This is a genomic window from Arthrobacter sp. Y3224055 (assembly GCF_059090825.1).
On record NZ_JBNHGB010000005.1, the window covers coordinates 277,476 to 303,537 of the forward strand.

Here is a 26,062-nt window from a genome sequence, read left to right on the forward strand (position 1 = left end):
CGGGGTGCGAAGAGGAGGGCTTTGCCGGTTCCGGGACGCCTGATACCCGGACATGGAACGACCACTACCGGCGGCATACTCGCCTCTGGCAGTGGTCGTCTCCACGGGCCGCTCCTACAGGTGTTCGTGCCCCAGCTGCTCCCGGCGGTTGATGCCCAGCTTCTCGAACATGCGGTAGATGTGGCCTTCGACGGTCCGGACCGACAACGAGAGCGCGTCCGCGATCTCCGCATTGCGCTTGCCCGCGATGACCAACGCCGCGATGTCGCGTTCCCGGCGTGTCAGCGACATCGAGGACGGGATCTCCCGGGCGACGGGTGCCGCCTCCTGCCACTGCCCGAGCAGTGCGCTAATGCGTCTTTGCGCAGCCCTGTTGCGTTCCGCCTTGGCAATCCGGAGCGCCTCCGACAAGGTGTGGAGCCCAAGGGAAACCAGCCCTGATGAGTGCACTTCCTCGGCCGTGTGCACTAATTGCTCGATTCCGCCTATATCGGCAGCCTCGCAGTATTGGGCTGCAAACGCCGCCTCCCTTCCCTCAATGGAAGCGGCCAACGAACCGACCTGGCCGATCCTGCCCATGTCCCCCAGCTGAATGGCCAGAAACCTCAAGGCGAGTTCGAGGGAGCTCCACCCCCGATTCCCCGCGGTGTCTGCCAGGGATTGCAGTTCGGACAGCGCCTTGGTGCCGGGAAACTGGAGAAGCCGGGCGGCAGCAGCCAAACCGTCGCTGAAAAGGCCGGATGGAGTAGCGTTTCCGGTCCCGGCCATTGCGTAATCGGACAGGTACTGCCCGGCCGGCTCATCCTGCCCGTTCAACATCGCCACATACGCACCGACAGCGAGCGCCACTGGGCGCAGGCCCAACGGGTCGTGGTGCTCCAGTTCCCCGGCTGCTCCGGCCAGCATACGGTGAGCCTCGGCATAATCGCCCCGGCGCCCGAGGATGATCCCGGCCGCCACATCGACTGCTCCGCCGTAATGGACCAGCTCGTTCGGCCTTACGGCCCGGAATCCATCCACTGCTTCCGCGGCGTCGCCCCAGCGCCCCGCCGTCAGCAGCGCCGCGATATGGCGGGCAACGACAAACGTCCGGCTTGCTACCTGCGGCTCGTGCACTTCCAGCGCCTGCAGGGCCTTGGTCGTTTCCGCTGCCGCGTGATCCGCTCGCCCGGTGACCGTATACACCTGTGCCAACAGCGCGCGCGCCAGCACCAGGCAATCCAGGTCCTGGGCAGATGATGCCTCCGCGACGAGCACCGTCAGGGGCCCGCTCGCCGCCGTGTGTCCGCCGTCGGCAACAAGATGGCGCAATTCAAGCAGCCGGAGGCTCCGGTCCAAAGCCTGGTCCATACCGGGCTTTGACTCGGAATACGTCGGCAAGCCCTTTGCTTCGGCGGCCCAGTCCTCCAGGCTGCGGTGCGTCCAAATATCGGCGGGATACGGCCGTTGTACTGCCAGCAGTGCTGCGTCCCGGGCCTGTTCCGCATTACCGGCCGCCGCGACCAACCCCTCGATGAGGGGCCCGGACGTGGGATCGGAAGGGCAAACTGCCCTGGCCCGCTGCAGCTGGGCCGCCCAACGGAACCCACCTGTCGTAACGGCGCCGGCTGACCGTACGGCGAGCCTTGTTTCTCCCGCGTTGTTGGCCGCCGCGGCGGCCTTCACCAGCTCATCATCCGGCAGTTGCACGCCGCTATCGAGCGCCCATTTTGCACGCCGGAACAGCATCTCGCCCGATCCGCTGACCGGCAGGACTTCCTCCAATTTCCGGTACAATCTCAGCCTTCGGAACACCGGCACCAGAGTCGGCAGGGCCTGTGCGTGAACCGGGTTCCGCAACCAGATACGCGGTTCGGGCGGCGGCGAAATCTCGATGAGTCCGTTTTCCATCAGCCGGTCGATGGCCTGCACGTTCCCGCATTCGAACATCACCGTCAGGGGGACTCCCCCGAGCAAAGCCACGAAATCCAATACTTCGCGCTCGTCGGCGCTTAGTTCGCTGAGCTCCCGCTCGATCAGCTCGGAGAGGCGGGCGTCCGCCTCCGGCAGCGCATCGCGCATGAGCCATACGCCGCGGGTCTGGACCAAGCGCCCGGCCTGCCGGGCCTGCTCCAGCAGGCTTAGCAGGAAGAGCGGGTTGCCGCCGCTTGCCCGGGCAAGCGCGGCACTGGCACTGGCCGCCGTTTCCCCACCGAGTACCTGGTTGCACAGTTGGTGTACCTGCCTGTCGGTCAACGGGTCCAGCGACCGGCGGTGCAGCAGCCCCTCGACCGCCTCTCCCAGGATCGTGGGCGGTTCGGCCAGGCTGGGTCGGCTGAGCAGCAGCGCCTTGACCTGCATCGAGGCGACCAGTTGGCCAAGAATTTCCGCGCTTCCCGCGTCCAGGTCGTGGGCATCGTCGACGACGAGCAGGGCCGGCTGCAGGCCGGTTGCGTCTGCCTGCAGCCGCTCCGTCAGCGTGCGCATGGTGGAAAAATGCGAGCCCAGTTGCTGTGCGGTCAGATTCGTGAGTAGCGGGGCCAAGGCGCCGTACGGGACCGAGGAGAAGGTGCGGCTCGCATGTACTCGAAACGGCCGCACATCGTCCGACAGTTCCTGCAGCACGGCGGCCGCCAAGGCGCTTTTGCCCAGCCCGGATTCAGCGACGATCCATGCCCCGTTGCCATTGCGGATGTTCTCGGTGGCAGCCATGACATCGGCGTCCCGCCCCACCAGCCTGCGTCCTTGACCTGTATCAGTCATGACGCCGACCCCGCCGCTCCCAGCAGTTCGCGCAAATCGGCGCGGCCCGAGACATGGAGCCGGGCGAACATCTTGCCCAAGTGCCAATCAACGGTCCGTGGCGACAGATGCAGCCTCCGGCCCAGCGCTGCACTGCTGCTGCCTTGCGCGGCCAGTTGCGCCAAGGTCAGTTCGAAGGGACTCAGAGACTCCAGCATGGCAACGATGGTGCTGGAGTCCTGGAGCATGCGGTAGCCCGCGTTTTCCAAGGCGCGCGCCTTACGGGCCGCTGCGCGGTCGCCTCCTGTGACCGCAGCGCTCTGGGCGGCACGGGCGGCGTCGTAGCTGAACAGGACGTCGCCCAGCGCCGCTGCACTTTCGGCTGCTTCAAGCAGAATCACGGGGTCTTGGGACATCAGACCCTGGCTGTACTCATGGCAGAGCCGTGCGGCTTCGCCTTCGCAGGCGGCAGCCGATGCCTGCAGCTGGCGGGCATAGGACCTGCCGCCCACCCGCGCTGCGGCAGCATGAAAAATCATGGCCGCACCGGAATTCCCGGCGGCCAGTTCTTCGGCGCCCGTCTGATCCAGCGCCGCTGCTCCGTCGTCATCCCGCCGCAGCCGCTGGGACGCAAGGATACTGAAGTATTCCGTGGCCCGGGCCGTCACCCGGCGGGGACGTCCCGGTGAAGAAGCGGCTGCGGCCAGGTGGCGGCGGGCATTCTTCTCATCCGACAGCAGGGAGTAGGAGTAGGCGGCCGCCGCGTTGGCAAGGCCAACGCCGCCGCTGTTGCCGGCCACTCTCAGCTGGCTGATGGCCGGTAGCAAGGCAGCAAGGGCCTTTTCCGCCCGACCGGCGCGTGCGTGGACGAGTCCCAAGGCCAGCTCGCTCCCGTCGCTGCACAGGAATGTCCCCGCCTGCGCCGCGAAGGTTTCGCAATAGCCAAGGCATGAATCAAGCCGCCCTGCCACGATGAGGGACGTGAAAATCCGGGTTTCCACGAAGCCACGCAGCACCTTGGGCAGGCGCCGATCCGCCAGCTCCGCGAGCAGCATGTTTCCCAGGTTATGCGCTTCCGTTTGCCGGCCCATGACCGCCCATGCTTCGCAGAGAAGGGCTCCGGCGCGGAGCCTGGTCTGCGGCGGTTTGTCCCAGTCGTCGCGCAGCAGCTTGACCAACTTGGAGACTTGCCCGTACCGGCCGTCGAAAGCGGCCTGGTCTGCTTCGATCAGCAGGGTTTCATCGATCGTGGTTTCCAGTATGTCCTTCGCACGGGCTGCATCACCGAGAACGTGCCCTTCATTGGTCTCCGTCACCGCTTGCAGTTCTGCGGCGAGCCTTGCGCGCAGGTTTCTCAGCTCCTCCAAGCAGGGGTCGATGGTTCCGCCCGTGGCCCGCGAAACGGCGAGACGCTCGCCGGCCAGCGCGACCAGGGCAGCCATGGGGTCCTTGCCGTCCTCCGGGAGGTGGGCCGCCAGCAGGTCTGCGGCCTGGCTCGGCTTTCCCAGCAACAGCAGTGCCCGGGCTTCTTCCCGGAGGCCGGCCGCGCAGCGGTGTTGCCGGCCCAGCGCCCGGACCAACTGCAGCGCGCGTCCCGGCTCCAGCTGGTCGTTGGCGGCAGCAGCAGCCCGCAGGGTCTCTTCCGGGTCCAGCGCGGCGCCCCCCTCCAACGCCCAGATGCCGAGATCCGGCAGGTAGCGCTCCGGCACTTCCGCGGGGTGCAGCACGTGCGCGACCTCATCCCACAGTGCACGCGTCCGGCCGGGCGTGAGCATGCTCTTGACGACTCCGCCCAGGAAGTGACCGCCCACCCGCACCAGCGGGTCGGCGCCTAGGTCGACCGTGATGGTACCGCGGGCCTCCAAGTGTTCCAGAGTCAGCGGGTCGGCCAACCGCTGAAGAGCCGAGAGCGTGACGCCGCCCGCCAGCGCCAGTTGCTCGACGAGGCGCCGATGCCCGGGAGGCAGTTGCAGCAACCGCGGCCGCATCACCTCTGCAATGTCTCCCGTGAAGACGAGCGGCTGCGCCAACACCCACATCCCGCCCTGCTCAACCAAAGTCCGTGCTGCCACCTGGTCTCGGGCCAGAACCCGCAGGTAGCGCGGATTTCCACCGGTGTTCAGCCACAGCGACCGTGCAGCGACGGAAGATATGTTGCCCCCGAGAATTTCGGTCAGCAGCGCCTCACTGTCTGCCGGATCCAGCGGAGCAACGTCGAACCGGCGGAGGTCTCCCTCGATCCACAGCTGCATAAAGGCGCGGTCGCCGGCCGCAACGTCCTGGCTGGCCACAAAAAGTGTAACGACTCCGGCGCGCGCCAATTGGGCCAAGGCAGCGGAGGTGAACGCGTCGAGATTCTCGGCGTTGTCCACGAACAGGACAATCCGTTTGCCCTTGGCACGGTTCAGCAGCGTAGCAGCGATTCCCTCAAGAACGAGCGCCGGGTGCTCCAGTCCGTCGTCGCCCACTCCCCCGAGCAGGATTCCCAATGGGGCGTAGCTGGTGCGGGACGAGGCCTGGCTTCCCCGGACAAATTCGACGTGTGTTTCCGGGCCGAACCACTTCAGCACCTGCTGGGCGATGGTGGATTTCCCCATGCCGGCGGCACCAATCACCAGCACCCCCTGCTGGCCTTGTTGCAGTGCCGCGAAGATGTCCTCTGCCAGACGGCGGCGGCCGGGTGAAATAGAGTCGGCAAGCGGACCATTAAACGGCCCATTGAAAACAGCAGTCATCAGCGTCTCCCCCCAAAGTCGCTCAGACGCGGCCGTGCATTGGCATCGGCCACGCGTTCTCACCGGCCACGGGCTGCGTTCCCCCAAGGTCCGCAAGGCCCGGTCCCCAACCGGTGAGGTCCACAGTCTAAAGCCGATTCCGCGCCGCGTCTATGGAGGGGGTGTCTCCAAGTGCGCAACATGCAGGTAGCAATCGTGCGCCCCGGCCAAGTAATGCCCGTACCCATCACCGCAAAGCCGAGTGTTCTCCTGTTCTGCTCCGGGAAAGCATTCTGGATCCTCGCGCGCATTCTCCGGCAAGCCCGGTAGCGGAAACGGCCCAGGCCGGGGCAGCTTCGGGATCCCGGTAAGCACCACTCGTGTATCGGCCGCCACCTGTCAATAGGCTCGCTTTATCACCGCAGAGGTCGGTGATCCGGGGTGCCTTGGGGCGCATCCCGGTAGGGGGAGGACGGCGCATGAAAATCATGTTCGTGACGTCGGCGGGCGGGCATCTGGCCCAGCTGCTGCCGTTGGATAAGTGGTGGAGCCAGCACGCCCGCAGTTGGGTGACGTTCCAGCGGCCCGAGGTCGAGGCTGCTTTGCACAACGAAAACGTCACCTGGTGCTTTTATCCCACCACCAGGAATGTCCGCAATGCCATCAGAAACCTGCTTTTGGCCTGGCCGACGCTCCGCCGGGAGCGCCCCGACGTGGTGGTTTCCGTTGGCGCCGGCGTGAGTGTCCCGTTCTTCCTGGTCGCCCGCCTGCTCGGCATCCACACGGTGTACATAGAGTGCTTTGATCGGATTACCATGCCGACCCTGAGCGGCCGCCTTTGCTACCCTTTGTCCGAGCTCTTCTGCATCCAGTGGGAAGAACAGCGGCGCTTCTACCCCGAAGCCGTGAATATCGGACCGGTACTGTGAACAGCGCGCACCCCGCTCCGCAGGTCGTGGTCTCGTTGGGAACCGACCATCACACGTTCGACCGCTTGGTCGACTGGATCGACGACTGGCTGGCCGGTCTTTCCGATCCACCGTCGTGCCTTGTGCAGCACGGAGCCAGCCGTCCGCCCCGGCACGCAGACGGGGTCACCAGAATGCCGCGCGAGGACTTGCTGGCACTGTATCGAACTGCCACTGTCGTCGTCGTCCAGGGCGGGCCAGGCTCCATCCTCGATGCCCGTGAGGCCGGCCATCTGCCGATCGCGGTGCCCCGGCGGCCGGAACTGCGGGAGGTCGTCGACGGGCACCAGATTGCGTTTACCGAGACGATGGCGCAGCACGGGGACGCGATCCTCGTGCAGGACCAGCGGTCGTTGGCCGCCGAACTCGAGAGGGCGCTGCTCGCCCCCTCGTCTGTTCGTACGCCGCCGCGCGTTTCTTTGGCAGCCGAGGCTGCCGAACGGCTCGGCGCGGCAGTCGAACAACTGGAAAAGACACCCACCGGGCCTATTGCGCTTCGCCGTATCCGGCAGCTTCTGGCGCTGCGGCAGAGGGAAGTCCACACGCACGCGGGGTTAAAAGCTCCCCGCGTCGTTCGAAACTAGGCCTGCGGCAGTCCGGATCGAGCCGGAACCGCCGTAGTCCCGCTAGACGGGGACGAGCCCGCCCTGCGCAGGCGGGCAGAATCCCTGACCGAAGGGTTGCGCTGCGTTAAATGCCCCCGACGCAGCGCAACCCGAGGTTTGCCCGCGGCACGCCTGCATCGGAATGGCCATGAAAAAGGGGCCGACGATGGGATGGGGGTGGCCCAGTCTCGGAGGCCGCCCATCGTCGGCCCCGCTCAGGGAGCCACTCAGGCTGAAACGATTTTATGCACGGTTGGTGCGGGCGTGCCAATCCACGGTTGTGTGACGCCTTGCGCCGGCGCCCAGCCCTCCATCGCGGACCTGCGTTAGGCGGCGACTCAGTTGACCGTCCGCTACGACGATCCCTGTTGCTTCCGCATTGGACCGTCTTTCTTCCCGAGCCCGAATTTCTTCGTTATCCAGCAGAGACCGACGGGGCCTGGGGGGAAGGTTCCGCCTTCGCGGTTCCTCTGGCTTTCGCCAACCCCGCCGGTCGGCTGGATGCGCCCGGACCCTTCAGCTCCACGCGCACGGTATTGCGACTCCGCCTTGACGGCGCAACAACACCTTCTCAGCGTAAAGAGCCGAGGGCGACCTGACACGAGTAGTCACCACTCGTTCTTGGGTTAGGTCGCCGCGCCCATGACCCGCGGGATACCCCTGCGGTCTTCCCGACACTCACCCCTGCTTGGCGTTGGCGTGATACTTTTGCTGCGCGGCGAGAAGCCCGTCGGACAGGAGCAGTTCCACCGCGTCTGCTGCATCGTCCAAAAGGAAGGGAAGGTCTTTCTTTTCCGCCGTCGAGAAATCGCGCAGCACGTAGTCCGCCGTATCCATCCGGCCCGGCGGGCGGCCAACGCCTATGCGAATCCTGTAGTAATCCTTGGTCGCCAGCGCCTTGGACATGTCGCGGAGTCCGTTGTGCCCGCCCTCTCCCCCGCCGATCTTGAGTTTGATCGTATTGAAGGGGATGTCGATCTCGTCGTGCAAGGCGACCACGTGGTCCGGTTCGATTGAGAAAAACCGGCACAGCGCCGACGTCGGTCCCCCGGACAGATTCATGAACGTCAGTGGCTTGGCGAGCACAACCCTGGGCCCGCCAATTCCCAGGCGCCCTTCCAAAACCTGTGCGTGCGCCTTGTGCGACTTGAACGAACCGCCGACCCTGCCGGCCAGCTCGTCGAGGGCCATCTGGCCGACGTTGTGCCGATTGCCGCTGTAGCCGGGGCCCGGGTTCCCCAAACCGATTATCAGCCAGGTGTCGGTGCTCACGTAGACGGGTGCTCCTCGGACGGTAGATGCGAAGGATTCAAGATCATCCTAGGGATAGACCAAAGCCCCCGGCGAATGCGCACGCGCGTCGCCGGGGGCTTTGAGGCCGTGTTGTTACTCGGCCGGGGTCTCGGCAGCCGGCTCGGCGGCTTCGCCTTCAGCGGCTTCAGGCTCGGCCACGGTCGGAGCGGAAACCGCGGCGATGACGGTGTCCTCGGGGATCAGCAGGCTGACGCCGGCAGGCAGCTGAATGTCGGTGGCGTGAACGTGCTCGCCAACCTCACGGCCCTCAACGTTGATGGTCAGCGCCTCCGGCAGAGCGGTCGCATCGGCCTCGACCAGAACGGTGAACTCTTCCAGATCCAAGATGGCGCCCGGGGCAACTTCGCCTTCGACGTGGATGTTGACGTCGACGTGAACCTTCTCGCCCTTGCGCACGGTGAGCAGGTCAACGTGCTCGATGATCTGGGCGATCGGATCGCGCTGGATGTCCTTGGCCAGGGCCAGGTGCTCGTCCCCGTCAATGTCCAGGGTCAGCAGCGCGTTGGAGGTACGCAGCGCCAGCGTCGTGGCCTTCTGCGGAAGCAGCACGTGCAGCGGCTCTGCCCCGTGACCGTAAATAACGGCGGGGATCTGGGCGTTGCGGCGGGCCCGGCGCGCGGCGCCCTTGCCGAATTCGCTGCGGACTTCAGCTGCAAGCTTCTGGTCGGACATAATGTTCTCCTTGTGCTGGGTGGTTTTGAGGCGGGTGCCTAGAGACCGACCCGCCGCACCGATACCAGTGCAGAGAACGAAGCTGCTAGCCACCGTCGATAACGGAGAACCGGTTCCGGCTCTCCCTCGCCTAGGCAATGCCAGAAGTTTATCAGGGTCGAGGCGCTGGCCCGAATCCTGCACCCGCTTACTCCAGCGCGCTGCTGTCTTCAGCCAGGCTGGTGGCGGCATGGGTGATCGCGTCGGTCATAATGCCCAGCGCCTCCAGATCGACGTTGCCAATGTCATCGCCCGATTTGTGGTAGTTCGGGTCTCGTGGCTGCCCTGGTGCGCCACCGAAAAGGATGCTCTCCCGGGCGGTTTTTCTCTCGTCGCTGCCGGTGAAGAGGCCGCCCACAGCAATATCTTCCTCGATGAACGCCACTTGATCGGAATAGAAGTTCCATTCCGTTGGCACCCAGGGCTGGGCACGGGAGTCGAAGTAGTCGGTGAAGAACTGCATGATCTCCTCCGACCCGTCGGGCACCTCCCACTCGGAGTCGTCGTCGGATTTCTGTGGGTCGTAGACCGCGATGACGTAGTTGGGCGAGGCTACCATGTCGATGTTCAGATAGGCGGCGATGTGGTCGAGTTCGCTGCGGTCGTGCTCTGCCAGATCTTCGACATAATGCTTGGAGCCGAACGCCTCCGGAAACTCTTCCGCCCCCCACCACGCGAAGCGCACCTTATTATTTGGTTCACCCCGTTGGCTGAGTTCTTGCGCGGCCTCCAGCAGGGCCGCCGCACCGGAGGCGTTGTCATTGATCGCCGGACTGTTCCGCACCCCGTCGAGGTGGGCGCCCAGCATTATCACGTTGTCGTCACTGCCGCCGGCCGTCTCGGCAATGATGTTGAAGGACTCATGGCTTTCGCCACGTGTTTCGAAAGTAAAGTACTGGCGCGTGCTTTGATAACCCGCACTCTCGAGCTGCTCTTCCACGTATCGGGCCGCCGCCTCGTACCCGGAGGTGCCGCTGGCCCGGTCGCCGTGCTCATCGGCCATTGCTTGAAACTCTTCAAGATGCTCGTACGCTGTGGCAACTGAGGCCTGCGGCACGGGTCTGTCTGCCCGTTCGGCGGCCAGCACAATCGCCGCCAGGAGAACCACCAGCCCGAGCGCCGCGACGAGGACAAGGGATCTCCGGCGCCTGGGCCAGTGGAGTTTCATGTCGTCCTCATGAGTGCAACATCACCACAGCATTCTAGCTGCCGGCTCCGGGGGCCGGGCAATGTCCGACGGCAGGTTTGGAGTCGGCAGAATGAGCGGGGATGAACGGGGCCTCAGAGTGAACCGGGGCCCGAAAAGCAATCGGCTACCTAATGGTCGGTGCAGCCCAAAGCATTCCCCCCGGGGGCCAGGAGGTCCCGAATCAGCGGGAAGCCGTTCCTGAAGCAGCCGTGGGGGACGATGATCCGTCGTCCACGATTTGCCGGAAGTTCTTGGCGCCCGCGGCGACCGGTCTCTCCAATGGGCCTTGTCCCATCCACCGTCTCCAGATCAGGGCGAAGGCGAGGGCGACCGTCAAATGCACGATGAACCACAGGAAGGGTGCCTCGTAGTGCAGCTCAGGGCTCAGCGCGAGCAGGTGTGCGGAGTAAAGGGTCAGGGTCATCGAGCCCATTGCGGCAAGCGGCGTCAGCAAGCGTGCGGCCGCCCCTTCGATCAGGAGGAACACACCGACCGCCAACAGACCGAGCCCCAGACTGCTGGCGATGGCCAGGGGCATGTTCGAGTGCGGCGTCGCGATCGCCAGCCACCACGCGGAGGTGTCCGGAATGATCCCGGGCCCGAAGATAAGGCCGTTGTCCAGCTCTTCCCCCGTCATCCCGCTGGTGGCCACCAATTGCTCGAAGCCTCCCATGGCGTACAGCAGGATGGCGGAGGCCGCGTTGGACAAGATCGCCAGGCCTGCACCGATACCGGCGATATATCCCTGCACCCTGGGCCTTCGCAGGTCCAGCCGTCCGATGCCAAGGCCGGTCAGGATGTAACACATGTAGGCCAGCGCCGGATATGAGCCGGTCAGCAGTAAATCCGAGACCACGCCGGCGGGTTCGAAGAAGAAATGCCCGACGGCGGGGTTGAACGTCGACGATGTCGGGAGGAATGGATCCAGCTTCTGCAGGAGGATCGGCGAGACGATGCCGAAGACGGCCGCGCTGATGAACAAGGTTCTGGGCCGCAGATGCAAGAAAGGAATGGCGAGCAAGAAGAACACCGAATAGTAGATCAAGATGCCGTTGGCAGGAGGATCCTCCTGCTGCAAGAAGGGCGCGATCGCCAGGGCTATGGCTCCGATCAGGACGGCCCGAACGGCCAGTCCCAGTCGGTCCCCGGCCATCCTCGGCCCCGTGTGCGGTCTGTTCCCCCCGGAGGACAGGGCCAAACCCACTCCGGCAAGGAGGGCGAACAGCGCAGCGGAGTCACCGGCGAACAAGATCCACGCCAAAGTGGGCTCGCCGGTGTCCTGGTTCGCGTCCGGCAAGATGTGAATGGCGATCATCCCGATGAGGGCGAGGCCACGGGCCGCGTCGATGCCGACCAATCGGCTCCGCTTCTGCATCGATTTAGCGTCTGCGGGGCCGGGGTCGCGTCCCTGCCTGTCCGGAATACGGCTCATGTTCGTCCTTCTCTTTCGCTGTCTAAACGATCTCTCGTGCGGGGTTGCCGCCGTACCGCGCGCCCTCCGGCACTTGGCTACCCTTCATCAGGAGGGAATCGGCCTCCAGGACCGAGCCGTCGCCCATGACGACGTCGTAGAGCAGGTAGGACCCGACGCCCAAGGTGACTCCCCGGCCGAGGGCGATCGCGTCGAGTTTGAAGACGCCGTCCTCCATGGAGTGGCACTGGACGACGCTGGAGTTATTGAGAGTCGCGTCGTCACCGATGGTCACCAGCGTCTTCTCCGGGATGACGCAGCCGTCGTCAAAGACACGCTTACCCATCCGCACGCCCTGCAGGCGCCAGAACAGGGGCTTGAACGGGGTGCCGTCAAAGAAATACAGCGGATACGTGATGAACTTCCAGAACCGTTCGTGCCGCCAGAATCTGACGTCGTAGATGGAGCAAACGGTCGGGACCATGGCTTTGAATCCCTGGGCGGCACGCTCGAGCACGATGAAGAAGGCGATCATGAAGGCGCCGAAGCTGACGGTGCCCAGGTACAGCCCGAGTCCCGGAACGCCCGGGAAGAGTATGAGGGCGAGTGAAAAGGCCAGCATGCCGGCGAGGATGAGGACCCACCGGCTCGCCAGGTACAGCCCAAGGGAGACGGCATTGTGCCGGTTCTTGGCCGGCAGCCGGCGGATCATTTCTTCCCGCCGGTCCGTTTTGAGGTCGCGATTGACCGACCGGGGAATCTCGAACGCCGGTGATCCGAGCAGGCCGACGTTTTCCCGAACCTGGCCATGGATGGGAATCATGACTTTACTGCCGAAGAGAACGTTGTCGCCGACACGGGCGCGGGACGGATACGGAATGTCGTTGCCGAAAAAGTTTTTCGCCCCGATTTTCACCTCGGAGACGCTGAAGGACGTACCTGAGTAGTTGGCGTTACTGATCGACACGCCGTCGGAGATCATCGTTCCGGATCCGACGGTAGTCAGGTAGGGGTTGTCATGGTCGAGTTCCGTCCCGAAATTCGATCCTGTCTGCTCAACATTTGGCTGCTTGTAACCCAGCAGACGAAGGTAGTGCACAGCCAGGGAGCTGTCCCCGGTGATGTGCATGAACTGGAAGACGTTGGTCAGCCGGAAGATGAGCCGGTGGGCGGCGTAGCGCAGCCCGTACATCGGATAAACCTGCCCCGGTTTAATCAGGAGGTTGAGCAGCCGGGGAACCGTGAACATTGCGGCCAGACCGAGGAACATGCCACCAAACAGCACGACGAATGAAGCGAATACCAGATCCGCGTAGAAGCCCGGGTTCGTGTGGTCCATATGGCCGGTTTCCCCGTAGGCCGGCAGGAGCAGCGCAATGGCCAGTAGAAGCAACGGGCCGAACAGGACAGTGTTGTTGAGCAGGAGGAGCACGCTGAAGGTGACCCGCCGCCGCCGGCTGCACGGCAGCGGCTCGACGAACCGGTAGTTCACGTCGGTCGGCACCGCAGGGGACCCGTGCCAGCTTTCGCCGGCGGGTACGGATTGCAGCCGCTGCAAGGACGACGAGTGACCCAATTGAGCTCCGTCGCCCATCGTGGAGTTGATGTCCAGCACGCACCTCTCGCTCACCAGGACGTCCTGGCCAAGCGTGACCCGGCCGGTCTGGATCCACCCGTCGTGGGCCCGGTAGCACAGGTAAAACGCATCCCTGTTGATCACCGTCCCGCTGCCGATCGTCAAGAGGTCGGTGCATACCGGAGTGATGGGGGTGAGGATGGTGACGTTGGAGCCGATCTTGGCTCCCAGCAACCGCAGGTAGAAGGGAAGGATGGGGGTCCCGACGAAGAAGGCCAACGGGTTGAGTCTGACCAGCGCCCGGACAAACCAGAACTTGACGTAGGCCAGGGACCAGATGCGGATGTTCTGCTCTTCCCATCGTCCGAGGAGCAGCCATTTCAGCAGGATCGGCACGATGCTGAGGGCCAGAAAGAAGCTGAATCCGATGACGACCGATCGCCCCCAGGTCTCCAGGACGCCCTCCCCTGCAATGACCCAGGTGAAGCCGGCCGTGATCGCCGTGAGGAAGGTGTAGGAGTAGCCGATGGCGAGTGCGGCTTGCAGGGCACCGCAGAGCACGACGTCGAAAGTGCCGGCCCGCCCTCGTTTGGGCCTGGGGTGCGGTTCCTGTGCTGCCCAAGCGTGGGGGGCTGTCGGGGAAGTAAGAGCAGCGGCGAGCTCTCGGATCGTCGGATGCTCGTAGATGACCTGCAGATCAACCGGCGGCAGGTCGGTGTTCGTGCGCAGCGCGGCGGAGAATCGCGCAATTATCAGGGAGTTGGCCCCGAGATTCTCGAACATGTGAGCCTCGACGGAGACGCGCTCCAATCCCAACACGGCAGCAAGCTGCTCGGCGAGAGCCGCCTCGGCGTCCGTCGCCGGTTCGCAGTACTCGCCCTCGGCTGAAGCGCTCACCCGGTTGCTGGGTGTCGGCAGGTTTTTCCGGTCGGCCTTGTCGCTGGGCAGCATCGGCATGGTCTCAAGCTGCTCATAGAAGGCCGGGATCATGTAGCCCGGCAGCCGGTCGCGGAGCTCCTCCCTGATCTCCTCGGGCGCGAGTTCGGAGACCCCTTGGCGCAACGTATAGAACGCGGCAAGCTCTGTCATCCCCGGTGCCGACTCATGGGTCTCGACGACTGCCTGCGCGATCCCAGGGATTTGCAGAAGCACCGATTCAATTTCTGACAGCTCGATCCGGTACCCGCGGATTTTGACCTGGGTATCGATTCGGCCGTAGTACTCGATCAACCCGTCGTCGTTGATCCGCCCAAGGTCGCCGCTGCGGTAGATGCGTCCCGATGGGTTATTCGAAATGCCCATGAAGTCGGGGATAAAGACCGCATTAGTCTTCTCGGGATGATTCACATAACCCACCGCCAGCCCGATCCCGGCGATGCCGATCTCGCCTGTCTCTCCCCGTGGCAGGGCACGCGGCTCGTCGGGATCCAGGATCATGATCGTGTAGGTCGGCAGCGGCTGGCCGAGGGTGATCGGCTTGTCGGGATGCAGAACGTCCCACGTGGCGGTCACGGTCGCTTCGGTGGGCCCGTAGACATTGAGGAATCTCCGGCCGGGCCGGTACCAACGCTCGGCCAGATCGCGCGGGCACGCCTCACCCGAGACCAGCAGAAAACGCAGGTCAGGGAGTTCGTGCTCCAGTGTGGCCAACAGGGTGGGTACACAACACATCGCGGTAATACGGTTGTCGAGCAGAAACCGTTCCAGGTCAACCCCGAGCAGGCTCTTCGAACTCGGCTTGGGCACCAACGTCGCCCCGACCATCCACGGCACCCACATCTCCTCGACAGAAAAGTCGAAGGCGATCGTCAGTCCCTGATAGACGCGGTCGTTGCCCTGATATCCGTAGACCTCGGCGGCGACCCTGACGAAGTTGCAAATGCTGGAGTGTTCGATGGCCACCCCTTTGGGACGGCCCGTGGAGCCCGACGTGTAGATGACGTAGGCCAGGTTCTCGACAGGGGCGGGCTTCTCGCTGTCTGCGAGCCGGGAGCCGGACATGGCTGCAATGTCCGCGGCGGCCGTGTCCAAACTCAGGGCGCGCGGGCAGTCCTCCGGCAACAGACTGGCCAGGTGGCTCAAGGTCAGCACGCGGCTGGCCCCGGCGTCCTCCATGATGTAACCCATCCGGTCCGGCGGAAATCCCGCGTCCAGCGGCACATACGCCGCCCGGATCTTCAGCACCGCCAGTATTGAGACATAGGCCCACACGGCGTGGTCGAACAACAGCGCAATGCGATCGCCGGCCTGGGCTCCGTCATCGAGCAAATGCCGGGCCAGCTGATTGGCCCGCGCGTCGAGCTGATCGTAGGTCAACCTCGAGTCCGCGGAGTCGACCGCCAACTGGCCTGCCCGGCCTTCGCGGCGCAACAAGTCGCATCGGCTCTCGAAGAGCTCCTCCAGGCGCTCGCCCGGAGACCACCGCACCTCTTGGCGGTGCGGGGACTGCAGCAGCAGGTCTACCGCGGTCGTCATCGGCTCGTGAACTACGTCGGTTGCGGTTGCCGGACCGCCCGAGCGCACCTCGTACGGTGCTGCGCTGAGCTCCGTCTCGCTCAATTCGACTCTTCGCCCTGCGGGTTCTGCCTGCCCGCCGGCCCGATCGACAAACACCGGGCCTTCAGGATCGGCGCGAACAAAATCCCCAGTGCGGTAGGCCCGGGGCCAGCCGAGGGCGCCCAGGGGAGCATATTTCTCGACGTCTTCGCCTGGATCGAGGCAGCGGCCTAAGCCAACCCCGCCGATGACCAGTTCTCCTTCTTCGCCCCAGGCGACAGGCTGGTCGTTCCTGTCCACTACGGCCAGTTGCCAGCCGGGCAGCGGCCGGCCGATGCCCGCCGGAGTCGACCCATGGGCTGGAGCACAGGCGACGATGGCCTCGATGGGACGGTACGTGTGCCATACTTCCCTGCCGGGGGCGGCCAGCCGCGGCGCAAGATGCGGTGGGCATTCCTCGCCGAAGATCAGCAACCGGACGTCTTGCAGCGATTCCGCCTGCCATAGTGCAGCGAGGGCAGACGCCGTTGAAACCACGGTGATACCCCGTTGCACCAGCCACGGGCTCAGGTTTTCGCCTGAGCGGATGACCTCGGGAGGTGCCGGCACCAAGCAGGCGCCGTGCCGCCACGCCAGCCACATTTCGTGGCACAGGCCGGACCTGCCGGAGAGACCGGTCAGCACACGATCGCGGGGCCCGAGCGGATCCTCGGCGCAAAAGACCGACGCTTCAGCGTCCACAAAGGCGGCCGCCGACCGGTGCGACACTGCGATTGACTTGTATTGGCCGGTCGAGCCTGAGCTGACGATGATCCATGCATCGTCGTCGGCGGTGGGCGGGCGAGCCTCTCCGTGGGCGGGCGCTCCGATGACGGGACGGACCCGAAGCCCGGGTCCGACTACCGCGCATACTTCGGCCGCTTCCCATACCAAAGCGGCCCGGTCACCGAGCTCGTCAGGATCGACAGGGACGCATGCCGCTCCGCGAACGAGTACGGCCAGCACTGCGATGTAGAGGTCGACCGTACCAAGGGCCATCAGGATGCCGACCCGGTCTCCGGCACCGATCCCGCGTTCGCGCAGGTTCAGGGCCAGGGACTCGATCCGCTCCAGCAGCGCCAGGTAATTCAATGAGGTGGTGCCGTCATCCAACGCCAGCGCGTCCGGGTACTCGTCTACGGAGCGAAAGAGGATGTCCAGCAACGTGCGAGGAATCGGTGCAGGCCCCCCTGAGTACACGCCGGGGGCGGGAGTGATTGTGCTGCCGGTCCGTTCGCTGGCTCCTGCCGGGGCGGGGTCCGTTGGCGCCGCCAGTGCGACTAATTCTTTGGGCGCCGCTTTATGAGCGCCGGCCGGCGTCCGCGCGTGGGACTGCCTGACCAGCATGGTGGTGTCCTCTGATTTAAGGTACGAGTTCTCGGCTGGCGCCATTGGTACCTCCCGTTTCTGCACTGCATTTGGGCGTATGGGTCACTGGGGTCAGTCCCTGCTCGCGTGGCGCAGAAAGCTGATGTCCTCGTGCCGGCTCGGCACATTGCCTAAGCTGCACCTTCCTCCCCAGTCAGACGTCATGCGGAAGATCCCGGCCGGGTAGCGGCGAGCGCCTGAACCTCGAACTGCGGAAGCGTGTCCGGCGAACGGTCGCCCGCCGCTTCCTTGTCCTGCGGCGTGAGACCAAAGGCGTCCTGCAGAGCGCGGACAGCATCGGCAAGCTCATCGGCCCGTGCCACGGCCGCGATGCACAGCTCGGAAATCGAGATCATCTCCGGACTGATCCCGGCGTCCGAAAGTGCTCTGAAGAAAGTGCTGAGGGTAGTGGGCGAAGAGCGCATCCCGAGTCCGGTGAGCAAGACCTTGCCCACTTCTCCCTTGTGGTACAGGGCTTCAAATCCGATGCGGCTCCGGGCCGCGTCCAGGGCCGCTATGGCTGCCGACGCCTCCGTAGATGGGAGGGTGAAGGTGATGTCGGCGATTCCGGTCCCCGCGTCCCGCGAATTCTGGGCGATCATTTCGATGTTCAGCCCCGATGCGGCGAGCTCCTGAAGGAGTCGCGCGGCAGTCCTCGAGCAGGCCGGGATTCCGGCGATGGTCACTTGTGCAGCGGAGTTGACGCTTGCCACGCCCGAAACCAGAGTCTGCTCGCCTGCGTGCGCATCCGAACGGGGTTGATCGAGACTGGGCAGGATCATGGTGCCCCGCTTTTGCACGAACGAAGAACGGACATGGATCGGAATACCGAAGCGGCGAGCGTATTCAATGCATCGGAGGTGGAGAACTTTTGCCCCCGCGGCTGCGAACTCGAGCATTTCCTCGCTGGCGAGTACATCGATCTTGCGCGCGTTGGGAACGATTCGCGGATCTGCCGTATAAATACCGTCGACATCCGTATAGATCTCGCAGACGCCTGCGCCGAGTGCTGCGGCGAGTGCGACGGCGGTCAAGTCCGAACCACCCCTCCCCAGAGTGGTGACCGTCTTCCCTTTAAGGCTTTTGCCCTGAAACCCTGCCACGACGGCGACCTGACCGTTCTTCAAGCAGGCACGGACTTGGCGCGGATCGACATCGATAATGTGAGCTTTGCCGTGGCAGTCGTCGGTGATGAGGCCCGCCTCGCTGCCTGTGAAGGTCCGGACATCGACGCCCAGATCGGCCAAGGCGATCGCCAGCAAGGCCGCCGAAACGAGTTCGCCGGTCGTCAGCAGGGTGTCGAGTTCGCGGGCAGGGGGATGCGGCGAAACACTAGCCGCGAGATCCAACAACTCGTCGGTGGTGTCGCCCATGGCGGAAACCACCGCAACGACTTGATATCCAGACGCCTGTGTCTCAGCCACTCGGTGAGCGGCGCGACGAATGCCGTCGGCATTCGCCACCGACGAGCCACCGAACTTCTGCACGATGATGTTGGTTGAGCGTCCAGCCGTGCCCGCCGCCTCCGCTCGTTCGCCCCAAGGCAGTGGCTCGCCGAGCCTCGAGGCGCTGCGCGGCAGCTCGAATGAGTCCTGTGCCATGCGGACAGCAGCCTCATCCATGGCCTCATCTATGCGCTTAAAGTTTTTCACCCTGACCCCCAAACTTGCTGGGCTGCCGCTGCACCTCGGGTGCGGTCGCTGCCCCGCCAACACTCCGGATTGCCCTGCTGCGCCCGTCCAGAGCTAACCGCCTATTTGCCAATGTGTGCTCGGCTCGGCGTGCTCACTGCGCGCAGCAGCGCCGAACTGGACGCCCGCGGCCTGAGGACGTCCCCACCGCGGCTGCCCGGCGTTTCGTCAAGCCATTCACCGGCAACCGATCGGACAGCCTCTGCAAGCAGGTCAAGCCCGCGGGTCATGTTTTCCGCGCTGATAGTCAATGCAGGCATGGCTTTGAGCACTTCTCCCTCCGGCCCGGACGTTTCTACAAGCAAGCCACGGGCGAAGGATTCGGCGGCAACTTTTCGTGCCATTGTCCGGTCCGGGAAATACACGCCTGCCAAGAGCCCTCGACCGCGGACAAGGGCGCCTTCAATGCCGGCCGCCATCGTTGCCAGAGCTGCATGCAACTGTGCGGACCGTGCCGCGATGTCTCGTTCGAATCCCCGACCGTTCCAGAAGTGTTCCAGGGCCGCGGTCCCGGTTACGAAGGCCGGGTTATGGCCGCGGAAGGTACCGTTGTGCTCTCCCGGCTTCCAGATGTCCAGTTCGGGTTTCAACAACATGACGGCAAGCGGCAGTCCGAAACCGGACAGTGATTTCGACAGGCAGACAATATCGGGTTGGATACCTGCTTCCTCAAAGCTGAAGAACGTGCCCGTACGTCCACACCCGGCCTGGACATCATCGACGATCAGAAGCATGCCGTGCTGGTGACAGATATCGGAGAGTCGCCGCAGCCAACTTCCACTGGCCGCTCTGAGCCCTCCCTCGCCCTGAACCGTCTCCACTATGACCGCGGCGGGTTTGTCCAGTCCGGACCCGCTGTCCTCCAACGCATGCTGCAGCCACAGGAAATCTTCCGTCGGCTGATCGAAGTAGCCGTCATAAGGGAAGCTAGAGGCGTTATTGAGCGGAACTCCTGCGCCTTGGCGTTTTAGTGAATTGCCCGTTACCGCCAGTGCGCCAAGGGTCATCCCGTGAAACGCATTGGTGAAGCTCAGCACTTGGTGCCGGCCGGTAACCTTGCGCGCCAGCTTCAGCGCCGCTTCGACGCTGTTCGTCCCGGTGGGGCCGGTGAACATGACCTTATAGTCGAGACCGCGAGGGATCAGGATTAGTTCCAGGAACGTCTCCAGGAATCGTCGCTTCGCCGTCGTCTTCATATCGAGTGAATGGATGACCGACCCGGAGCGCAAGTAAGTAATCAGCGGCTCCAGCAGAAGCGGATTATTGTGCCCGTAATTGAGTGCTCCTGCGCCCGAAAAAAAATCCAGATACTCCCTGCCGTCCTCGCTATGCAGCGTGTCCCCGGCGGCGTAGTCGAAAACGGTATCCCAGGTCCGGCAGTAACTGCGGACCTCCGACTCCAGAGATGTAAAAATATCCATCATTAACCTGCCTTAGCTGTCGCTGACTGCCGCCCCGGGCACGTCTCCTCCGGGCGGGGGGAGCGTGTGAGTCCCGGGCTGCAGGCCTGGACAGCTCCGGTGACCCGTTCTGCTGCGCCGGACCGTGCGGGACCGCCGCATGTGTGAACATGCGTGTGGCAGGCCCTCGAGACCTTGTCGAGTTCTGCGATCATGACGATTCCCCAATCTGTTCAACCGGGTCCCCAATCCGTTCCACCAGACGGATTCTGCGATCGACCAGCGCGCGCAGTGCTCCTACGGGGATGCGCGATGCTGCCCGTGTCCCAGGCGAGGCCCGTGCCCCAAATTCGGTTGCCGGGATGGATGTCACAGCCCGCCGACGCATGCCCGCGGACTGTCCCGGAACCGATAGTCGTCGAGAGCCTCACGCCCCCTTGGTTTCTACCGAAGCTTTCGACAGTTTCAGCCTAGGAAGCGGCTACGATGTATGCCCAAGTAGCCGACACTCGACTTGGACCGACAATTCGGCTGTTTCCTGCCGCGGCATGACCGATGGCCTACTTGCTGCTTCGCGGGCGGTACTTGGATCTGCGCTTCAGATACTTGCTGTTGGCCCTCACTGATCCAGTACTTCGGCGTACCGGATCAGCTGCTGGCGGTTCTCGACCCCGAGTTTTCGGTATATCCGGTACAGGTGTCCCTCGGCGGTCCGGGGAGAGAGCGTCAAGGACTCCGCGATCTGCTTGTTGCTGGCGCCCCGGCGCACCAAGTGGACAATTTGTTGCTCCCGCGCGGTCAGTGCCGGTGCACTCCCCCGGGCACGTTCGGTTGCAGGAGTCGTGACACCGTCGAGTCGGCGCAGGGTTACCCGCAATTGGTGCAGTGCACCGTTGTGCTGGCGTTGAAGCCCCTGCCGCTGGTAGATTTCCGATGCCCAGGACGTTGCCGTGGCCGCGAGCAAATCTTTGCCCGCACGCGTTGCCATCTCGGCTGCTGCCATCAAACCCCCCGGATCCGATGAGGCCCTGCTGGACGCGACAGCCGCCAAAGCCTGGGTTTCGGGCCCATCCAACGGGGCGCACAGTTCCGCGAGACGTGCCGCCCCGCTACCGTCCCCGAGCAGGAGCTGATGCTCCCGAATCTCTTTCTCTGCGCTGACCCATCCCGCCGCACGGGCGGTTGCCGCGAAGGCTTCAAGTTCGTCCAGCAGAAGAACCGGATTCGCGCGTGCTGTTCCCGGCGGGCCCGCGCGGCTTGATGCAGCTGCTGCAGCGTAGGCAGAGGCTGCAAGCAGGCGCGGGCGGCTCCCGGTGCCCGCTTCTTTCTGCAGGCCAACCCGGAAGTCTTTGGCTTGCCCGCCGTTGCCCAACAGAGCCGCTCCGGCTGCTGCGGCTCCGAGCACGGATGGAAGCAGCATCCCTTGATCCTCGTGGCGCAGCGGGCCGATACCTTCCGCCAACGACTGGACCGCGGGCTTCATCCGGCCCCTTCGAAAGAGAAGCAGTCCTCGCAGAGCGGATTCGTTACCTGAAAACCAACGGTGCCGGCACGGCGCGGTCCTGCTGTATTCATCCAGGGCGCGTTCTGCCTCCTGGTAGCGGCCGGCGATCAACAAGGACTCCACGTTCCGGGAGAAGACAAAGGGATAGAAGGACCGTAGCGACGGAGTTGCCGCGACCAGCTTCAGGGCCTCTGTCCCGGCTTCCGCCGCCTGCCTGAAACGGCCGGTTTCCGCCAGGCAAAGCGCCTTGACGGTACCGGCAAGCAGTCGGGTAACTCCAGCATCCTCAGATCCAGGGGCAGGGGCGTTCTCCAGCCGGTCGAGGGCCGTTCCGAAGTTTCCTTCCAACATGTCGGCATAAGCCTGCAGCAACCAAGCACCGGTTGCTGCATCCAGGCACGCCGCTGCGACCGGAGCGTCGCCCGGGGCCGTCGAGGGTTGCGCCGCCGCTGCTTCCATCCAACCGGAGGAAATCTTTTCAAGCTGAACCCGGTACCCGGCTTCCGGCTCCACCAGGGACGCCCGGAGCAGCGCGGCGGCCGCGATTGTCCGATGGTCCACGTTCTCATGGATCAGGTCCAGCGCCGTTTTGGCCTCCGAGCTGTCGCCCAGCCCCCAATGGGCGCGCGCTCGTTCCACCAGAGCGGCAGGCTGGCCGTTTGTGCCGGCATCTGCAAGCCTTAGAGCCAGCTGATGGTCACACTCGTCATTGGCGGCACACGCGGCAGGCAGTAATTCTTCGGGTGACGGCGGCCGGCCGGCGTCAACCTGCCAGCGCACCAGTTCCACCCTGGCTCTCTCCGGTGCAGGTTCCAGGCATTTCATGACGTCCAGGTATTGGTTGAGAAGTTCCGCGCTGCGTCCTGCGGGCACCATGGATCGGATAACGTCCGCGTACGGCGGGAACCGAAGCCGCACGGCGAGGTTTCCGGTGCGCATGTCCGCCAACAGCCCCATCTCCTCCAAGGATCGGACCGCCATACTGTCGAAGAGGGCACCGGCCGCTGCAGCCGGCACCGAGCCGGCCAGTGCGGCGATGTCCACCACACGCCGCTGAGGTGCCTCCAGCCCATTGACCAGTCCCTTGAACAGATCAAGTGCGCCCGGATCCAGGCCAGTGGGTTCCTGGATCATCCGCCACACTCCGTGGTGCTGCACCACATTGCCCGCTGCAGCAGCGTGGGCGGCCAAGGCCTTCAGGAGGTGCGGATTCCCCAAAGACTTGTGCTGCAGCATCTGCACCGTCCCGCCGGCTACGGCCCCTCCAAACATCTGTTCAAGGGTGTTGCGGACTTCCCCCGTCGTGAGCGGGCGCACTTCGAAGGCTTCCAGGATCCCGTCCTGACACAATTCCAGGAGCTCCCGCGGCTGCGCGCTCCAGCTTCTACAGAGCGCAAGGATCTTGAGTGAGCGCGCCATGACCAGTTGCGCCAGCAGATGGCTGCTCGCGTCGTCCAGATCATGGACATCGTCGACCATCAGTAACAGGGGACGGGCCTCGCCCGCGGGGCCCTTGGCAAGGGAGGTGCGCACCGTCCGCAGGACCGCCAGCGGAGATTCCAACTCCGCGGGGGTCACTCCCCTCAGATAAGGAAAGAGCGCACCGTAGGGCACGTGCGCCAGGGTTGGTTCGGCTCGTACCCGCTGCACCCGCACCGTGTCCCCAAGGTTCCGGACAACCCCATCCGCGACGGTGGACTTCCCTATGCCTGCGTCCCCGTAAAGCACCGCTCCGCCGGTTGCCTGGCCGGCGAGGCAAGCGGTCACCGCATCGACGAGGTCCCGGCGCCCGCCCCCGGAGCCGGAAACGTTCATGCGGTTGGGCCAGGGGAGTCCGGAGCCAGCATCTCGGCCAACTCTTGACGGCTGCGAATGAGCAGTTTGGAAAACACCTGGTACAAGTGGCCTTCGACCGTTCTGGTCGAGACACCAAGTTCCCGGGCGACAGCGTGATTGCTGCGGCCCTCGGCAACATACCTGGCAACAGCCTGTTCACGCGCCGTGAGGCGCCCGCGCCAGGCGGCCTCGTAGCCTGATTCCGTCCCGGCCTCAAGGAGTGTGCGAACCTTGCGCCTGACCCTGCGGAGTACATCGGCCCGTCCCGATCTGTCTGCGGCCGCCTCGGCCTGGCCGGCTACGTCGCGGGCAAAGGTCAGTTGACCGGCTCTAGCCGCTTTCTCGGCCGCTTGGAGAAGCAGGCTGGCGTTTCCGGAAGCGAGGCCCTTCGCGTACGTTTCGCAGACATCGGCGAAAGGTCCTTGGCACCGGGTGGCAAGTTCCAGCAGTCGGCCATCCTCGTCCACCCCGCACAGACGCGCCATGGCCGCCAGCGCCATCATCTCCATGGCGCCGACCGCCGCCGACCGGTCCGCAGCCGCCTGCTGCCGCAGCAGTCGCAGCGCACCATCGACGTCGCCGCTGGCCGCCCGTGCCATGGCGCGAAAGTGCCGTTCCAGGCGGTTGATGAGCCAGGGACTTGCCCCGCCGCGGGGGGGTTCTGTTCCTGCCTGTCCGCCGGCTTCATTGAGCATGGCCCGGCAGTAAGCCAAGGCCGCTTCGGCCAATGGTGCCAATCCGTCGGGATCCGCTTCCGACGACTGGGCGCGGGCAGAGCGCAGCAGGCCCGCTGCACGGTGCAGATCACCGGTTAAGGCCAGTACGATGCCGTCAACGAGTTCCTCCCACGTACCGCCGGGATCACCACGGCGGCCGCACTGGCGGAGACGCCCGGCGCCGTCCAACCAGGAGCCGGACAGCAAGTAGGCTGCGGCCCGGTGCTGTTGGATCTCCCGGCGGCGTTCTTCAGGCACCGTTGCAAGGTCGGGCCACGGCTCGTCGGCAACCGCCAGCGCATCATCACTGCGCCCGGTGACTGCCAAGGACTCGCAGAGCAGGGCCCGGCTGAGCAGCCTCTGCCACGTCGGGACAAAGGGATCCTCTGCACAGCGCCGAAGCAGGTCTAGCGAGCCAGCGTACTCACCCTGAAAGACCATGGACCGGGCCGTGTTTAGCGGCGGCACCAAGCCGTTCCGGACCGGTTCCGGGTGGCTGCGGAGGGTCGTCCGGGGCACGGCCGGTGGCCGGGACCGATAGAGGCCGTCGGGCGAGGTTGCGCGGAGGGCCTCTGCCATGAGCCGGTCAGCGATTTTGACCACTGGGGCCGGATAGTAGCCGATGCCGGCTATCCCGCGATACTGAAGCTGGTCCAAGGCACCACCGCGCCCGGTCGCCTGCAGATCGGACAGGGGAAGACCGCCGGACTCCGCGAGTTGGCGGGCGAGCTCCAGAACGTCGTCGTCCAAACCGCTCAGGGTCGCGCACACAGTGCTCACCGTGGGCGGCCCCAGCCGGACCGGTTTGCCGGTGTGGACCCATACGCCGTTTCGTTCCCGGAGAGTACCTGAGGATACGTAGTCCCTGACCAGCAACGGAACCAACCTTGGATTCCCGCCGGAATGTGCCTGCAGCACCCGCGCCGCTTCGCGTGAAAGCCGTCCGTCCAGCCCGGTCGCAGCCAGCTCGCCAACTTCCGACTGGTTCAGGGGAGGCAGGTCGATCCGCCGCATTCGCGGGTCGTGGCCCAGGCTCAGGAACGCCGGCGGAACCGCCGAAAAATCCCGGGCGAGAATAATGCTTCGTACATCTCCCCTCGTGACCAGTTGGCCGAGCAGTGTCGCGGAGTCGCCATCGATATGCTCCGCGTTGTCGATCAGCAGGACGATGTCTCTGCCGCCGGCTGCCTGGCTCAGTTGTTGTGACAATCCGTCCAGAACCAGCATCGGGTGCGCCAGCTGCGAGTCATCCAACTCGGCAAGCAAGTATGTCAGCGCCCCGTAGGAGCGGCTGCGCGCGTACGCGGTGCCGCGCAGTTGGACGACCAGGACGCGTTCCCCAAGATGTTTAACCACATGCCGTGCCAGCAGCGTCTTCCCGTATCCAGAGGGCGCGACGACGACCGCGCCCGCGGATCCCCTGTCCGTCAGCGCTTCAAGAACCGCTCCTGCGACCTCCACCCGGCCGATCAGAACCGTGTCCGGGCCGGGCACAAGCGCATGACTGAATAAACTCTCAGCCTTCATGGCGAGACCGTCTTTCTTCCCCTGCCCCCAACGCCCGACCCCCATCGGACGTGGGATTAACCATAGCCAGCGAGTCCGGCCTTGTACACGAGTAGCAGGCGGGTGGGCCGGGAACGGCTGCGGCAGATGATCCACGCCGGCCAAGGTACAGTCCCGGTCTGAGACGGGAAGCCTCCGGAGACGGAAAGGGAGCCGGCGAGGGGGCGGCCACATCGTCCGGCCGTCACCCGTCGCCGGCTCCGCTCAGGAACCGCTAGAGACTGGTTGAAACTGTGT

13 protein-coding genes are annotated in these 26,062 nt (G+C 64.7%); 2 read left to right on the plus strand and 11 right to left on the minus strand.

Annotation, left to right across the window (positions count from 1 at the left end):
* Positions 1-114 precede the first annotated feature (114 nt).
* Both AC5RTY_RS13680 and AC5RTY_RS13685 read right to left on the minus strand, forming a co-directional pair.
* The gene (locus AC5RTY_RS13680; RefSeq protein WP_494139674.1) at positions 115-2,742 is read right to left on the minus strand and encodes a LuxR C-terminal-related transcriptional regulator; all 2,628 of its coding nucleotides are present in this window, start codon (positions 2,740-2,742) and stop codon (positions 115-117) included.
* On the minus strand, positions 2,739-5,456 hold the full coding sequence (locus tag AC5RTY_RS13685) for an AAA family ATPase (RefSeq protein WP_494139675.1): 2,718 nt from the start codon (positions 5,454-5,456) through the stop codon (positions 2,739-2,741). Before AC5RTY_RS13685 ends, AC5RTY_RS13680 begins: the two co-directional genes overlap by 4 nt.
* Positions 5,457-5,914: 458 nt before the next feature.
* On the opposite strand from AC5RTY_RS13685, the gene pssD reads away from it, so the two are divergent.
* Positions 5,915-6,364, plus strand: coding sequence for a PssD/Cps14F family polysaccharide biosynthesis glycosyltransferase (gene pssD / locus AC5RTY_RS13690; RefSeq protein WP_494001403.1), 450 nt, complete (start codon positions 5,915-5,917; stop codon positions 6,362-6,364).
* Positions 6,361-6,987: a glycosyltransferase gene (locus AC5RTY_RS13695; protein ID WP_494139676.1), complete on the plus strand. Its 627-nt coding sequence runs from the start codon at positions 6,361-6,363 to the stop codon at positions 6,985-6,987. The genes pssD and AC5RTY_RS13695 overlap by 4 nt, the downstream gene beginning before the upstream one ends.
* Positions 6,988-7,686: 699 nt before the next feature.
* Here AC5RTY_RS13695 and pth read toward each other — a convergent pair.
* The 9 genes from pth to AC5RTY_RS13740 form a co-directional block, all read right to left on the minus strand.
* Entirely contained in the window at positions 7,687-8,280 is a 594-nt protein-coding gene (gene pth, locus AC5RTY_RS13700; RefSeq protein ID WP_494014326.1) for an aminoacyl-tRNA hydrolase, read from the minus strand.
* 114 nt (positions 8,281-8,394) lie between these two features.
* Positions 8,395-8,994, minus strand: a complete 600-nt coding sequence (locus tag AC5RTY_RS13705; RefSeq protein ID WP_494001406.1) for a 50S ribosomal protein L25/general stress protein Ctc — start codon at positions 8,992-8,994, stop codon at positions 8,395-8,397.
* A gap of 187 nt (positions 8,995-9,181) precedes the next feature.
* Positions 9,182-10,201, minus strand: coding sequence for a M20/M25/M40 family metallo-hydrolase (locus AC5RTY_RS13710; RefSeq protein ID WP_494139677.1), 1,020 nt, complete (start codon positions 10,199-10,201; stop codon positions 9,182-9,184).
* A 202-nt stretch (positions 10,202-10,403) separates the two neighbouring features.
* A complete protein-coding gene (locus AC5RTY_RS13715) occupies positions 10,404-11,654 on the minus strand; it encodes a heparan-alpha-glucosaminide N-acetyltransferase domain-containing protein (RefSeq protein WP_494001408.1) in 1,251 nt (416 codons plus the stop codon).
* 22 nt (positions 11,655-11,676) lie between these two features.
* Positions 11,677-16,908, minus strand: coding sequence for a Pls/PosA family non-ribosomal peptide synthetase (locus AC5RTY_RS13720; RefSeq protein WP_494139678.1), 5,232 nt, complete (start codon positions 16,906-16,908; stop codon positions 11,677-11,679).
* Positions 16,909-17,273: 365 nt separating this feature from the next.
* A complete protein-coding gene (locus AC5RTY_RS13725) occupies positions 17,274-18,713 on the minus strand; it encodes an aspartate kinase (protein WP_494139720.1) in 1,440 nt (479 codons plus the stop codon).
* Between the two features lie 152 nt (positions 18,714-18,865).
* Positions 18,866-20,224 carry a diaminobutyrate--2-oxoglutarate transaminase gene (gene ectB / locus AC5RTY_RS13730; RefSeq protein WP_494139721.1) on the minus strand — a complete coding sequence of 453 codons (1,359 nt, stop codon included), beginning with the start codon at positions 20,222-20,224 and terminating at the stop codon, positions 18,866-18,868.
* A gap of 598 nt (positions 20,225-20,822) precedes the next feature.
* Complete coding sequence (locus tag AC5RTY_RS13735) at positions 20,823-23,522, minus strand: helix-turn-helix transcriptional regulator (protein ID WP_494139679.1); 2,700 nt, start codon at positions 23,520-23,522, stop codon at positions 20,823-20,825.
* Positions 23,519-25,921 carry a helix-turn-helix transcriptional regulator gene (locus AC5RTY_RS13740; protein ID WP_494139680.1) on the minus strand — a complete coding sequence of 801 codons (2,403 nt, stop codon included), beginning with the start codon at positions 25,919-25,921 and terminating at the stop codon, positions 23,519-23,521. The genes AC5RTY_RS13735 and AC5RTY_RS13740 overlap by 4 nt, the downstream gene beginning before the upstream one ends.
* Positions 25,922-26,062 lie beyond the last annotated feature (141 nt).